The organism is Mesorhizobium sp. M6A.T.Cr.TU.016.01.1.1, assembly GCF_003952585.1.
GTDB classification, from domain to species: domain Bacteria; phylum Pseudomonadota; class Alphaproteobacteria; order Rhizobiales; family Rhizobiaceae; genus Mesorhizobium; species Mesorhizobium mediterraneum.
The window spans coordinates 3,507,081-3,521,392 of the sequence record NZ_CP034452.1; the positions used below are offsets into that span (position 1 = coordinate 3,507,081).

The window sequence follows — 14,312 nt, forward strand, 5'->3', positions numbered from 1 at the left end:
GCACTTGAAGCGAGGGCATTTTTATGACCAGGCAGTTCGTGTTCTCTTCCGAATCCGTCGGCGCGGGACACCCCGATAAGATGGCAGACAACATCTCCGATGCCATTCTCGATGCGGTCCTGCGCACCGATCCGAAGGCGCGCGTCGCCTGTGAAGTGTTGGTGAAGACGGGGATGGTCGTTGTGGCTGGCGAGATCACCAGCCATGCACACATCGATTACAGCCAAGTCGCCCGCGATACGATACTCGATATTGGCTACGACGATGATGCGATTGGCTTTGATGGTCGACGTTGCGCCGTCGTTCTGGCCCTCACCGAGCAGTCGCCCGACATAAGCCAGGGCGTTGATGAAGGACGAGGGCAGGATCTCGGGCAAGGGGCAGGGGATCAGGGCATCATGTTTGGATTCGCATGCAACGAGACGGATACATTGATGCCCCTGCCGATCCAACTCGCTCACCATTTGACGAAAAGACAGGCCGAGGTCCGGAAAGCGGGACAGCTTGGCTGGCTGCGTCCGGACGTGAAATCTCAAGTGTCCGTACGCTACGAAGGGCTCCGCCCGGTGGCGCTGGATACCATAGTCCTGTCAACGCAGCATGACGAAGCGGTCTCACAAGCCACGGTCCGCGAAGGCGTCATTGAGGAGATCATAAAACCGGTCCTGCCGGCCCACCTGGATACTTCGGGGATCAGATTTCTGGTCAACCCAACAGGGCGGTTCGTGGTCGGTGGGCCTGCCGGCGACTGCGGCCTCACAGGACGGAAGATCATCGTCGATTCCTACGGTGGGACCGGGCGTCACGGCGGCGGTGCCTTTTCGGGCAAGGACCCATCCAAGGTTGACCGCTCGGCGGCCTATGCCGCCCGGTATGTCGCGAAGAACATCGTTGCCAGCGGCCTTGCGGAGGTCTGCGAGGTTCAGCTTGCCTACGCGATCGGCGTGGCCAGTCCGGTTTCTGTCATGGTCAATACCTTCGGAACCGCAAGGATCGAGGAAAAAAGGATCGAGCGCCTTGTTCTCGAGGTTTTCAATCTCCGACCGAAAGGCATCATCAAGATGCTTGATCTCTTACGGCCGATATACCGCAAGACGGCGACATACGGACACTTCGGGCGTGAAGAGCCTGAGTTCACTTGGGAGAAGACGGACAAAGCTGACGATTTGCTGCGTGAAGCCGGACCGGCAGCTGCGTGAGGGCGGCTGGATCAAGCGCATGCGGCAACCCATTTCAACTCGCGAGACCACGCCCGGCCGGCGTGGCAAGAAGCCGGCTCGGGTTATGGCGGAGATTTTGATGCCGGATTATGACGTGCTTTGCATCGGCAATGCCATTGTCGACATCATCGCCCAGTGCGACGAGGAATTCCTCGAGACGAACGGCATCATCAAGGGCGCGATGAACCTCATCGACACACAACGCGCCGAGTTGCTCTACAGCCGCATGGGCCCGGCGATCGAGGCCTCCGGCGGCAGCGCCGGCAACACGGCGGCCGGCGTCGCCAGCTTTGGCGGCCACGCCGCCTTCTTCGGCAAGGTCTCCAACGATGCGCTGGGCGAAATCTACGCCCACGACATCCATGCGCAGGGCGTCGCCTTCGACACCACGTCGCTCAAGGGTGAGCCGCCGACGGCGCGCTCGATGATCTTCGTCACGCCCGACGGCGAGCGCTCGATGAACACCTATCTCGGCGCCTGCGTCGAGCTTGGCCCTGAGGATGTCGAAGCCGACAAGGCGTCTGGCGCCAAGGTCACCTATTTCGAAGGCTATCTGTGGGACCCGCCGCGCGCCAAGGAGGCAATCCGCCAGACGGCGAAGCTGGCGCACGCGGCAGGCCGCGAAGTGTCGATGACGCTATCGGATTCGTTCTGCGTCGACCGCTACCGCGACGAATTCCTCGACCTGATGCGCTCGGGCACGGTCGACATCGTCTTTGCCAACAGCCACGAGATCAAGTCGCTCTACCAGACATCGTCGTTCGACGAGGCGCTGGCCCAGATCCGCAAGGATTGCCGGATCGCCGCCGTGACACGCTCTGAAAAGGGCTCCGTCATCGTGCGCGGCGACGAGACCGTGGTGATCAAGGCGACCGCCATCAAGGAACTGGTCGACACGACGGGCGCCGGCGATCTCTATGCCGCCGGCTTCCTGCATGGCTACACGCAAGGCCGCGACCTGCAGACTTGCGGCGACCTTGGCTCACTGGCAGCCGGATTGGTGATCCAGCAGATCGGCCCCAGGCCCCGTCAGAATTTGCGCCGCGAGGCCGAGCAGGCGGGGCTGACCATTCCGGACGTTCAAACGAGTTAGTGGCCTACCTTCCCGTTGTGCAGGCTATCTCGCCAGAAGCGCAATCACGGAATAGGGAAATCCTGATGTCGAACATGATGAAGGCGCTGGTCAAGGCCAAGGCCGAGCCGGGCATCTGGATGGAAGAAGTGCCGGTGCCGGAAATCGGCCCGAACGACGTTCTGATTAAAATCAAGAAGACCGCGATCTGCGGCACCGACGTCCACATCTACAATTGGGACCAGTGGGCGCAGAAGACCGTGCCGGTGCCGATGGTGACCGGTCACGAATTCGTCGGCACGGTCGCCGACTTCGGCGCGGCGGTGACCGAGTACAAGGTCGGCCAGCGGGTTTCGGGTGAAGGCCACATCGTCTGCGGCCATTGCCGCAACTGCCGGGCGGGCAGGGGGCATCTGTGCCGCAACACAGTCGGCGTCGGTGTCAACCGGCCGGGCGCCTTCGGCGAGTATCTGGCAATCCCTCAGCACAATGTCGTGCCGATCCCCGACGACGTGCCCGATGAGATCGCCGCGATCTTCGATCCCTTGGGCAATGCCGTCCACACCGCATTGTCCTTCGATCTGGTCGGCGAGGACGTGCTGGTGACTGGCGCCGGGCCGATCGGCATCATGGGCGCGCTCGTCGCGCAATGCGTCGGTGCGCGCAAAGTGGTCATCACTGACATCAACCCGGTGCGGCTGGCGCTAGCCAAGAAACTCGGCGTCCAGCATGTCGTCGACGCCTCGAAGGAAAAGCTGCGCGACGTCATGCCGGTGCTCGGCATGACCGAGGGGTTCGACGTCGGGCTCGAAATGTCAGGCGCCGCCCCCGCTTTCCGCGACATGATCGACACCATGAACAATGGCGGCAAGATCGCCATTCTGGGCATCGCGCCGACCGGCTTCGAGATCGACTGGAACAAGGTCATCTTCAAGATGCTGCATCTCAAAGGCATCTACGGCCGCGAGATGTTCGAAACCTGGTACAAGATGATCGCGCTGGTGCAGGGTCCTCTCGACGTGTCGGGCCTGATCACACACCGCATCGGGGTCGATGACTACCTCGACGGTTTCGAGGCGATGAAGAGCGGCAATTCGGGGAAGGTGGTGATGGATTGGTAGGGATCGCCTTGGCCGCTCTTCAGGAAAAGCTGACGGGACAGCACCCCTCTGGTCCGCCGGACATCTTCCAACGAGGGGAACATGGCTGGGTGGAGAGCTATGGCTCCGCTAGGTGCGCCCCCTAATCATGATACGGCGACGTATCGCGGCCCATCCGATAACGGTCGATGGTGGCAATTCGCCTCAGCCGATGACGGAAATCCGGTGAACGGATGCTCACAGGCCCCCACGCGATCGTCTATTTCCTAAGATCTGCGATTGAGGTCGAGGTGTTGCCGCCGTTTCAGCGGGTAAGATGCGTTAGACGACTTCCGGTACCTTTCCGGTCAGCGAATTAAGGAAGGCAACGAGCCGCATTGGACAGGTCGTGCCATTCCGGTTCGGGGGAAGTATGGCGCGGCTCAGCATGGCGACACGGTCGGAACTGAAGCGGCGATCGTGGAGCGTTATCGCGGCGTTGACAAGCGGCGCATTCTGAATGAGTTCGGGGCGGTAATCGGCTATTATCGCAAGCGCGCGCGATCCGTCTTATGAACCGTCGTGAGCAGAGGCCGTCTGCGGGCAAGAGCCGCAGCCGCTGTTACGGCAGCGATGTCCGCGAGGCGCTCATCGTGTTGTGGGAGGCTTCGGAGCGGCTGAGGTCCGCATCGTCGCTCGCGGCGGCCAGCGCCGCCGGGCAGGAATGAGTTCGGCAGTTCGCCGCTCGGTGCAAGCCCGCACCTTCGGCGATTGGAAAGATCCGCCGCCCGGCTTGGTTGAGCGCATTCGGGCACGTCTTGGTCGGGGAGCTTCGTGCAGACGATGGTGCTGACCGAAATTGCCACCGGCTGGACCGAATGCATTCCGGTCCGCACGCGCAACAGCGGCAATGTGATCATGGCGATCAAGCAGGCCCGCTCGCGGTTTCCCTGACCCTGTGCTGCTGTTTGCCGGCATCCGCCCGCACAGGAAGAGCTTGGAAAGCGGTCGATCGTCGTGGCCTGAATGCGGAAATCGAGGACGTTGGTCGTCGATCTCCAGCCTGAACGCGGTCGTTTCCTGGTGCCGCAAATCGGCTGTTGCATACACATCCCTGTCAGACGTCAGTTTTCCTCGCCCATTTTGGTGTCGAGACGCGAAGTGCTCTTTTGGACCAGCAAGGCTTTTTGGAAATCTGAGAGCGGCTTTCCGCGGGGCGCTCCATTTTTGAGCATCAAGCTACCACAGCCAATGACGCGCAGGTTCCACCAGACTCGCCAGCCTTGAAGGACAGCGAAAAAAGCAGAGCACGACAGACACAAGAATCCATCAGGACGCCGCAGTCGTTGAAGATGCGGCGCTGCATCCATACCGTGGATGCATTTGATCCAAATAATCGATTTGTTCAATCAGTTTCTCGAAAGCTAACCCTACCCTCTGTGGGAATCGGGCTCTGAGCCGCGACGCTGCCTTGCGAGCGTAGGGGCTGCACGTAGGAGAGATGATGCAACGAGAAATCGCACGCGGGTTGCTGGCGTCGTGGGTTCGCCGACCGGCGTATTTGAGCCCGCCAGTTGGTCCTCACCCGCGCCTATTGCCACCGAGCGACTTGCATGTCCCTCCGACTCGGACCAGTTCCGAGAGCTGCGACGAGTTGCGCGCCGTGTGCTCCGATCAGATGGCCGCCGGTGACGCGTTCGATGGGCCGTCCCTCTTCGATAGGAGATGAAATGCGAACGCTGCTCGTGGATCATCATGCGGATCTTGCGCGCGCCATGCGACTTGCGCTCGGGGATGGCGGCTTCGTCGTTGATGTCGTTGGTACTCTGGAACTGGCCTCGAGTGCATTTTCTTGCGCCAGCTATGAAATTCTCCTGCTGGAATTGGCTCTGCCAGATGGCGATGGCTTGGGTTGGCTGAGGCAGTTGAGGACCCACGGGCATTCAGTTCCTGCCGTCATTATGAGCAGCCTCAACGATCTCGATAAGCGAATTGCGATCTTCAACGGTGGTGCGGACGACTTTCTGCTCAAACCCGTCTCTACCGATGAGCTTATCGCCAGAATGAGAGCCATTCTGCGCCGGGCGACACAAATGACCGACCTGAGGCTCGTATTTGGCAATCTCAACTTCGATCCGGTCGCCCGACAGGTTTTCGTTGCTGGGCACCCAATGATGATCGCACGTCGCGAACTCTGTATTCTAGAGCATCTGCTTAACCGGGCAGGCCGCATCGTGCCCCGTGCGCAGTTGGAAGATCACCTCTATTCGTTCAACGACGACGTGTCTGCCAACGCGCTTGAAGTCGGAATCTATCGTTTACGTGGACATCTGACCAGATCAGGTGCAACGCCACGGATCAAGACCATCCGTGGCATTGGTTACATTCTAGAATTGACTGACGCGTCATCCGCATAGTTTGTCGAATCGAAAGAAGATCTATTTTGCTGATCCTTCAACATCCTTGCCCTGCGCTCAATTGGCGGGCGATCGCCATCAAGGTTCCTAGACCTGCAGTGCCCCGTTACCTGGGCCATCTCCTCTGTGCGCTTATTGTGACTTTCCCACTTGGTGTCGCGGCGCAAAACAAGCAGGACAAAGGCGCGCCGCGTGCGGCTTCGAATAGCATCAACGCCACGCTGACCCTTTCCTCTTCGCTCGGGGAGACCGTTCATCTGCCCGCGCCAGCCACGACCATCTTTGTTGCTGACCCCACGATCGCGGATTTTCAGGCACCATCGAGCAAAACAATCTTCGTCTTTGGCAAGAAATCGGGGCGGACCAGCCTATTCGCCTTGGATGGCAACGGCGAGCCTCTCGCCGAATTGCGTATCGTTGTCACGCAACCGATCGGGGATTTACGCGCCATGTTGCGGGAGCAGGTCGGCGACTATCCCATCCGCGTCAACTATACGCCGCGCGGCGCAATCCTTAGCGGGACAGCGCCCGACGCAGAGGTCGCCGACACCGCAAAAAGAGTCACTGAGCAATATCTGGGCGACGGAGCGCAAGTCGTCAACAACATCAAGGTCACTGGATCCCTGCAAGTTAACCTCAGCGTGCGCGTAGCCGAAGTCTCACGCAGCGCCATGAAGTCACTCGGCGTCAACCTGTCCGCCTTCGGTCAAATCGGCAATTTCAAAGTGGGCGTTCTAAGCGGAAGCGGTGCAAGCGCTGGGTCTGGTTCAACCCAGGGTGGCGGTACAGCAGAAATCGGATTCGACAACGGTGCCGTCAACGTCAGCGCGGTTCTCGACGCGCTCGCCAAGGAGCATATAGCTTCCGTCCTGGCTGAGCCGAACCTCACCGCCATGTCGGGTGAAAAAGCCAGCTTTCTCGCTGGCGGCGAATTTCCCATTCCTGTCCTGCAGGAAAACAGGCAGGTATCGGTTGAATTCCGTCACTTCGGCGTCAGTCTGGAATTTGTGCCGACAGTTCTCAGCAACAATCAAATCAACATTCACGTAACGCCCGAAGTCAGTGAACTGTCGACGCAAGGTGCCGTGCAAATCAACGGAATTTCCGTGCCGGCAGTTTCCACGCGCCGAGCCGATACGGTCGTCGAACTCGCCAGTGGGCAGAGCTTCGCAATCGGCGGTCTAATCAGGCGGAACGTCAACAATGATGTCAGGGCCTTTCCCTGGCTCGGAGAAATGCCGATCCTGGGACCGCTTTTTCGCTCGTCCTCGTTTCAAAAAGAGGAGTCAGAACTGGTCATTCTAGTTACGCCTTACATTGTAAGACCAGGCTCCAACCCAAACCAGATGAGCGCACCTACCGAGCGGGCGGCACCGGCTTTGAACGGAGGGGGCGCTCCGACGAATTCCGTGGCAAGTCCCCCGCGAGACCGCGCTGCTATCCGTGCGGGCGCGCCAAGCGCCCAGGGCGGTCTCGGCTTCATCATCGAATAGTGTCGTCCAATGATGTTGCGTTTTATAATCCTCTTTGTCGCTCTGGCACCAAGCGTAAGTGGCTGCACCAGCACTACGCCAGTTGATGTCGAACCATCGGCACCAATGCTTGTCCGAGAGGAGACCACCGTCCTGACGTTGCAAAGCCTGCGCGCTTCCGAACGGCAGCGTTTGCGTGTTTTCCTAGACAAGGCCAGTCGCGGCCGGTTCGATGCCCTCCACCTCCTGATCAGCGGTTCGCCCCAGCTCAGCGCACGGGTAGCCCATCAGGCCAGGCAGTTGGCAATCGAAGCAGACAACATTCAATTGCTCGATCAACACGACGCCGGCTCAGTGCGAATTGAGGCGATTGTCTATCACGCCCGTCCGCCGGTCTGTCCCTCATATGGTGCTTTACCCAATGAAGAATCCTTCAAACAGCCGCTTGGTTGTTCGACAGGATATAACCTGGCCGTGATGGTCAACGATCCGCGCGATCTGCTCGACAATCAGGCCGTCAAGTCCGGCGATGGCGATCGTGCTTCTATACCAGTTGCCACTTACAGAACATTCGGGACGGATAAAGGTGGCTGATACCGTCCCTTATCTTGGCAGCACTCCTACCGGGGATTGAAAGCTCCAATCTCGCCCTGATCTAAAATCAAAGGAACCGCTGGATGCAATATAGGCGCGATATCGAGGGCCTTAGGGCTGTTGCTGTACTTCCGGTCGTACTCTTTCATTTCGGAATTTCGGCGATCCCGGGTGGCTTTAGCGGGGTCGATATCTTCTTCGTCATCTCCGGCTACCTAATCAGCGGAAGCCTCTTGGATGACCTTGAACGCGGCCAATTTTCGATCGTCAACTTCTACTGGCGCCGTGCCCGGCGCATTCTGCCGGCTCTCGTCTTTGTGATGCTTCTCACCTGCATTGCGGCATTGTTCATTCTTCTGCCATCGGATCTGCGCGAATTCAGTCTTAGCATCATAGCTGCCTCGACTTTCTGGTCGAACGTTTTTTTCTGGAAAACGTCAAGTTACTTCTCGATCGATGCCGCGCTTCGACCACTGTTGCACACCTGGTCGCTTTCCGTAGAGGAGCAGTACTACATCTTCGCCCCAATCCTGATGTTCCTAATCTATCGCTACATCGGGAAGCGCTGGCTGACGACACTTCTTCCGATAATTCTCTGCAGCTTCGTAGTGGCGGTGATGGCGACATCGCTGGCGCCCACCGCCGGATTCTATCTGCTGCCGACCCGAATCTGGGAACTCATGTTGGGCGCCCTGCTCATGCTCAAACGCCCCCCGCCGTTGGGCAACCGATTCCTGATGGAGTCGGTGGGGTTGGCCGGATTTGGCCTTCTCGCCATCGGGTTCTTCGCGATTTCGGAGAGTGATCCGTTCCCAGGCTACAACGCCTTGTATCCATGCATCGGAACGGCCCTTCTGATCTATGTTGGCCAAAATTCCCCCTCGACGGTCGCCAGCCGCATGCTCGAAGTCCGGCCGCTGGTCTGGATTGGGCTCATCTCGTATTCGTTGTATCTTGTTCACTGGCCGCTCAATGCGTTCGCGCATTATCTTTCGTTCCAAAAACTCGATCCGTTGATGACCGGTGCGATGTTGGTGGCAAGCCTCGCATTGGCTGCATTCTCCTGGAAGTTTGTAGAGCAGCCGTTTCGACAGAAGAGGACCTTCACCGCCCCGGGGCCTATCTTCGCCTTTTCAGCGCTCGCGATCGTTGTTCTTTGTGCCGGCGGAGCGGCGGGGGCGCTCGGCAACGGCTTTCCGCAACGGTTTCCGGACTATGTCCAGCGGCGCATTTCCGTCGGGGACTGGAGGAATGGCATCTGTTTCAACGAGGGCACCAGCCGGATCGAAAGCTGGAATATGGAGGATTGCACGCGCACTCGCGGTTTTCCAACAACGGTTTTTTTGTGGGGCGACTCCTTCGCCGCGCACTATGTTTCCGGCCTGGGTGCTAACATAAATCGGTTGCAGGCGAACATCGTGGAATATACGTACGCCGGCTGCCCGCCGATACTCTCTTACTACTCTTACGCTCGTCTTGATTGTGTCCGGTTCAATCGCAAGGCCTTGGACATCATCTTGGAAGCGGACATCAAGACGGTTATCCTCAGCGGTAAATGGAGTGACTATGAGGTCAGAGGCTTCGACGGTCTTCAGCAAACAATCGATACGCTTCGTGCCCTGGGCGTGCGCGTGTTTGTCATCGGCCAGTCTCCGCAGTTCCCAACTGACGTCCGGAAAATTGCGTTCTTCGCCAAGCGCCAAAATCTGGACGATACGTCCTGGCCGATGGCGATGGACCCCGGCATCAACGAACGTGTGCGCTCATTTACCAAAGGCGCCACATTCATCGATCCGCTGAAATTCCTGTGCAGCGCAGGACGCTGCCCCTATTCCGACAGAGGAGAGTTTATGTATTTCGACTATGGTCATTTCTCTTCAGCCGGCGCCACACTGGCAATCTCGAAATACTGGCCGGCTTTTGGCAAAGACAATGCTCTTCCTAAGACGAAGTAGCGGGTCAGACGGCTGACAAGCACCAGTGCGGGTCCCTGTGATTGCTCCTGCTTCGGCAGCAGCCGCGACGATGGAGCTGTTCAGGTTTAAGGCCACCCGATAGCGACCTAGGATGGGTGCTGCCACGCGGATCGGACTAAGCGTGCATTATCACGTAAATGTTGAGAGAATGAATGGCGCCGCGAAGGGCAATTCCAGCCATCCACAGCGACAGGCGTGTCGCGGTCCCGACATAGCAGTGGCACTTACCTGACACGGCCTCACACTGCCCTCTAAACGGCCCCGAATTTGAACTGACCACCCCTGGCCGGTTCATTGGGCAGGTCAAGGGCTAGGCTGTATTACACAGGGCTCACCCCTTTCAGTCTCAAGTTGGTACGATGGGCCGTGGACGGTCGATGCAGACTTCAAGGATGGCGAAAGAAGCTCTCCATACGTGCGTTGTCGAGGCAAGTGCCTTTGCCAGAGATGCTCGCGGCTGGAGAGATTTCAAAATGAGCGTTGCAGGCGGAGAATGCCGCCGACGCTGTTCGGCTTGCTCGTGCCCTTGACGGTCGTAGGGTCGGCAGGGCCGACGCCAAAGTTGCCGTAGTGGTCGTAATCGACCTCGGCTGTGACCGTGAGGCCAGGAACGACCATATAGACGACGTTTGCAGCCACACCAGAGTCCTTGAGCTGATCACCCGAGACCTGAAGGTTGAACGAAGTTTTCTCGTCAAACTCGTAGGTGGCGCCCGCCCAGAAAGCCCACTGGCCGTTCCAGATTTTGTACGAGCCGCGCCCATGATTGGCGATTGCGCCGTTTGAGTCCTCGTTGAGACTGCCATTGGAACCGTAGCCGAACAGTCCAAACAGCGACAGCTGGTTTGTGACAGCGACGTCGACACGGATCTTGCCGGCCAAAGCTTCGTAGTTGCTGTCATAAGCCGCGACGCCGGTGATCGAGCCCCAGCCTTGCGTGTATTTCAAGCCGGCGACAACGTGCGGAATATAGCTGTCGATAGTACCGGCTGAGCCCGATCCTTGTTCGAGCGAAATCACGGTCGAAATGCCGTTGCCGGCGTCGAAGTAGGACTGAGCCACATTGGTGTCGAAGCCGGCCGACCGAACGAGCATACTATCGAGAACGTTGCCAGCGTAGCTTACAAACGTATCGAAGGCCGACCCGTCCTTGCCAACTCGCAGGCCCCAGCTCGACCCAGGCAGAAGCCAGTGCGAGGCCGCTGTTGAAATCATAGTTCTGAGGACTGTCACGCGAGTTAGCGCTATTGCCAAAATTCACGTGGGTTTCGGTATAGGTCGTCAACGCGCCGAGCTCGGTCTGCTGGCCGCTCCAAGTTTTGAACGTGAAGCGTGTGTTGTTTCGCCAAGTGCCTTGGTCCTCGCCAGTTCTCACATCCGAGGTTCTTGCGCTGTCATAGGATCGGACATCACCCAGGCCGATATCATAACGGACATAGCCGCCGATGCGCAGGCAGGTGTCGGTGTTGGGAATATAGAAATACCCCGAGCCGAGGACGTCGCAGATCTTGATGTACTCGGCCGGTTCCCGCTCGGCGCCAGCTGCTCGAACGACGGAGGCGGCGATCAGAGCAGTTAAGCCGAGAAGACGATTCTTGATGTACATGCCTAGATCTCCATGAAGGAATAAAAAGGATAGAGGCGTAAGAGAAAGCTTTACTCTAAATTTTGTGCGTGTTGTCTCCAATTTGTGGACGTAAAAGCGCTTGACATGGGAGGTTATCCAGCGTAGAAGCCACATGTACTTAGAATAGTGTTTTCTGCTAGGAGATTCATTATCGTTTATATGTGAAACACTTCGGTCAGACCGCTGCAGCCTCGGAATAGAGCAGCAAGCGACATGCCAACCTGAAGCGTAGATGCGGCCGACACCAAAATTGGGCCGACGCGCCTTCGTCTCGCTGGAATCACTTTTTTTGAGGGTCACTGCGAAAAGCAATGTGCGACACGGTTCGCCATGTTCGATATGTGACAGTCTCGTTTAACAGCGACGGCTTCCCGTCTGACCGCAACGGAGGCCGCTTCATGCGCTACCGAGAAGGATTACTGCGCGCGTGCGGTCCGCAAGGGCTGCGCCAGGAACAGAGGGCGTCCACGTCCGATGTGTCGCATGGTGGCCGAAGCACCTTTTCGCCGCTGTAAGTTCGCCGTGCAGGTACATTGCGCGGCCGATAGCGAGAAGGGATCGCACCCTGAAACGGTTGCCTACGGCTCGCCTCGAGTAATTGGCGATGAACAGCATTCTCGAGAACTTAGTCTCGACGGAAAGAGCAACGAAAGGAAGCCGCTTGGACGAGCACGATCCGAAGGAAGAACTGATCGAGACCATTTTCCGCAACGGCACAATCACTGCCGTGGGTATCCTGCTTGCCTTTTCGCTCGGCTTCCTCACTCATTGGGCGGCGAACCCCTTGCCATGGCAACTCTACGATCTGTTCGCCGTAGTGCCGATCCTGCTCGGCATCGCACTGCAGATGAGAGCGCTGTCCATGCTGCTCGACATGAGTTCCTTGCGCCGCCCCATCTACGAACGCGCCAATCGCATTTTCATGGTCGGCCTCATCCAGACCGCGTGTGGCGTCGGGATGGCGATCTTGGTCGATCTTTTCGGGATATCGGTAGGGGGCACGCTGCCCGGCGCTTGACGACAAGCCACACCGCCGCTCATCGCTCGAAGCGACGTCAAGCTGGGGAGCCTTGTGCACCCCCTAGCGGCGCCTTCCTTTCATCAAATGAGCGGACGTCAGCTTTAGAGCGTCTCGGTGGCTAAAGCCGGTATGGTTTTTCGGCCGGCAGGGAAGGCCGCTGGCTGGACCTGGATGGCGTCTGAACGAGGCTTGACAGGTGCGTTGCGACGTTTGGCGTCGGACATGAATTTCGCATTGCAAAGTTCTTCCGCAGACGCCTCAAGCACACTGCATCGGCGTCACGTACTCAAACGTTGAATGCGGCACCGCACCATCACCTCAGGCGGACCATGGCACGCGCGCTCGGTTGATACCGTCCTGTCCAAGCGAGACTGCGACATCGCCGCCTCCGCCTTGAAAACGCGGAGAAAGCGGGACGCACTGACTTAGGTCAGAGACAGGACGAGCGCGCAACGAAACAATGATGGATCAGCGACGTGGGACGACAGCTCCTTGCACACCTCAATCCTGACAAAGTACCGGGACCCCCGGCCGCCTTGGTATACCATCTATCCGACTGTGCCAGACTTCTCTGCGGCGGTTGGTGCTGACGATTATGAGGAATGGCTGAGGGGCCTCCCGGCCGACGAATCGGTGTCGCTCTATTTCCACATTCCGTTTTGCCGATCCATGTGCTGGTATTGCGGCTTCCCTACCGCGGTCACCCGTCGCAACGGCCCGATCCTTAATTATTTGGCGGTGCTGCGTCAGGAGATCAGTTTGGTGTCGGAGCAAGCGCGGCAAGGGCTGCCGGTGAGCGATGTGCATTTCGGCGGCGGAACGCCTCACCTTATCGGGCCAGCCGAGTACTTGGCGCTGATGGAATTTCTACGCCGCCACTTCGCTTTCAGCAAAACTGCTGCGATCGCCGTGGAGATCGATCCCCGAACGTTCACACCGGAAATGGCCGAAGCCTTGGCAGCTACCGGTGTCAACCGCGCGAGCATCGGCGTGCAGAGCTTTGATCCCGATGTGCAAAAGGCGATCAATCGGATCCAGAGTAAGGTGCAGACGGCCGCTGCCGTCGAAAATCTCCGCCGGCATGGCGTTGGCCATATCAACTTCGATCTCATCTTCGGTCTCCCGAAACAGACTGTGCAGTCCTGCATCCAGACCGCGATGGCTGCGGTCGCCATGCGCCCCAACCGGTTTGCGGTGTTCGGCTACGCGCATATTCCTTCCGTGATAAAGAATCAGCGCCTAATCGAGCAGGCAGGTCTACCGGACGGCGATGTTCGCGCCGAACAGGCTGCAGCTGTCGCCGAGACACTGGTTGGCGCCGGCTACCGGGAGATCGGGCTCGATCATTTCGCTTTGCCGGACGACGAACTCGCGCTAGCGCAGAAGACCGGGCGTCTGCGGCGTAATTCGCTGGGATACTCGGCCGATACTTGCAAGACCGTGATCGGCTTCGGCGCGTCGGCTATTGGCCGAGTCGGCGAGGGGTACGTTCAGAACGAAGTAACACGGGATTCTTACGCCCGGCACATCGCAAGTGGACGTCTGGCGACATCAAAGGGCCACCGTCTGACCGACGATGACCGGGTGCGCGCAGCAATCATCGAGCGACTGATGTGCGATTTGGAGGCCGACGTGCCGACCATCTGTGCCGCCCACGAAATCGAACCAGCTCGTTTTCTCGATTCAGTTGAGCGTTTGGTGACGCTGGCTGAGGAGGGGATCGTGGACGTCGAAAACGGCTTCATCCGCGTGCGGCCGGAGCACCGCTTTGTTGTTCGCGCCGTTGCTGCTGCATTCGATGCTTTTCTCGCGAATCGATGAGTTGAGGCCACGA

The 14,312-nt window shown here is 58.6% G+C and carries 10 protein-coding genes and 1 pseudogene; 9 read left to right on the top strand and 2 right to left on the bottom strand.

From position 1 onward, the window contains the following. Positions 1-23 precede the first annotated feature (23 nt). The 3 genes from metK (at position 24) to tdh (ending at position 3,413) form a co-directional block, all read left to right on the top strand. Positions 24-1,199 (top strand): methionine adenosyltransferase, encoded by a 1,176-nt coding sequence (metK, locus tag EJ075_RS16875; RefSeq protein ID WP_063169265.1) that lies wholly within the window; start codon positions 24-26, stop codon positions 1,197-1,199. Positions 1,200-1,299: 100 nt separating this feature from the next. After that, entirely contained in the window at positions 1,300-2,313 is a 1,014-nt protein-coding gene (locus EJ075_RS16880; protein ID WP_126105041.1) for an adenosine kinase, read from the top strand. A 65-nt stretch (positions 2,314-2,378) separates the two neighbouring features. Next, on the top strand, positions 2,379-3,413 hold the full coding sequence (gene tdh, locus EJ075_RS16885; protein WP_126105042.1) for an L-threonine 3-dehydrogenase: 1,035 nt from the start codon (positions 2,379-2,381) through the stop codon (positions 3,411-3,413). Positions 3,414-4,495: 1,082 nt separating this feature from the next. Here the strand turns inward: tdh and EJ075_RS16895 are convergent. Next, on the bottom strand, positions 4,496-4,780 hold the full coding sequence (locus EJ075_RS16895) for a hypothetical protein (RefSeq protein WP_126105043.1): 285 nt from the start codon (positions 4,778-4,780) through the stop codon (positions 4,496-4,498). 321 nt (positions 4,781-5,101) lie between these two features. On the opposite strand from EJ075_RS16895, the gene EJ075_RS16900 reads away from it, so the two are divergent. The 4 genes from EJ075_RS16900 to EJ075_RS16915 all read left to right on the top strand — a co-directional run bounded on the left by EJ075_RS16900 (position 5,102) and on the right by EJ075_RS16915 (position 9,809). Then, positions 5,102-5,788: a response regulator transcription factor gene (locus EJ075_RS16900; RefSeq protein WP_095486062.1), complete on the top strand. Its 687-nt coding sequence runs from the start codon at positions 5,102-5,104 to the stop codon at positions 5,786-5,788. Between the two features lie 71 nt (positions 5,789-5,859). Then, a complete protein-coding gene (locus EJ075_RS16905; RefSeq protein ID WP_245329905.1) occupies positions 5,860-7,281 on the top strand; it encodes a type II and III secretion system protein family protein in 1,422 nt (473 codons plus the stop codon). 9 nt (positions 7,282-7,290) lie between these two features. Continuing rightward, entirely contained in the window at positions 7,291-7,854 is a 564-nt protein-coding gene (locus tag EJ075_RS16910; RefSeq protein WP_095486064.1) for a CpaD family pilus assembly lipoprotein, read from the top strand. Positions 7,855-7,937: 83 nt separating this feature from the next. Further along, a complete protein-coding gene (locus EJ075_RS16915; protein ID WP_095486065.1) occupies positions 7,938-9,809 on the top strand; it encodes an acyltransferase family protein in 1,872 nt (623 codons plus the stop codon). 489 nt (positions 9,810-10,298) lie between these two features. Here the strand turns inward: EJ075_RS16915 and EJ075_RS16920 are convergent. Next, positions 10,299-11,571: pseudogene (locus tag EJ075_RS16920) on the bottom strand (porin). A 547-nt stretch (positions 11,572-12,118) separates the two neighbouring features. Between EJ075_RS16920 and EJ075_RS16925 the strand changes: the two are divergent. Beyond that, positions 12,119-12,475 (top strand): hypothetical protein, encoded by a 357-nt coding sequence (locus EJ075_RS16925; protein ID WP_091595902.1) that lies wholly within the window; start codon positions 12,119-12,121, stop codon positions 12,473-12,475. A 495-nt stretch (positions 12,476-12,970) separates the two neighbouring features. Further along, positions 12,971-14,299 (top strand): oxygen-independent coproporphyrinogen III oxidase, encoded by a 1,329-nt coding sequence (gene hemN / locus EJ075_RS16930; RefSeq protein WP_095486067.1) that lies wholly within the window; start codon positions 12,971-12,973, stop codon positions 14,297-14,299. Positions 14,300-14,312 lie beyond the last annotated feature (13 nt).

What these genes read in the sequence shown, in the direction of transcription:
- metK (WP_063169265.1), top strand. Translation starts at nt 24, where the DNA reads ATGACCAGGCAGTTCGTGTTCTCTTCCGAATCCGTCGGCGCGGGACAC.
- EJ075_RS16880 (WP_126105041.1), top strand. Translation starts at nt 1,300, where the DNA reads ATGCCGGATTATGACGTGCTTTGCATCGGCAATGCCATTGTCGACATC.
- tdh (WP_126105042.1), top strand. Translation starts at nt 2,379, where the DNA reads ATGTCGAACATGATGAAGGCGCTGGTCAAGGCCAAGGCCGAGCCGGGC.
- EJ075_RS16900 (WP_095486062.1), top strand. Translation starts at nt 5,102, where the DNA reads ATGCGAACGCTGCTCGTGGATCATCATGCGGATCTTGCGCGCGCCATG.
- EJ075_RS16910 (WP_095486064.1), top strand. Translation starts at nt 7,291, where the DNA reads ATGATGTTGCGTTTTATAATCCTCTTTGTCGCTCTGGCACCAAGCGTA.
- EJ075_RS16915 (WP_095486065.1), top strand. Translation starts at nt 7,938, where the DNA reads ATGCAATATAGGCGCGATATCGAGGGCCTTAGGGCTGTTGCTGTACTT.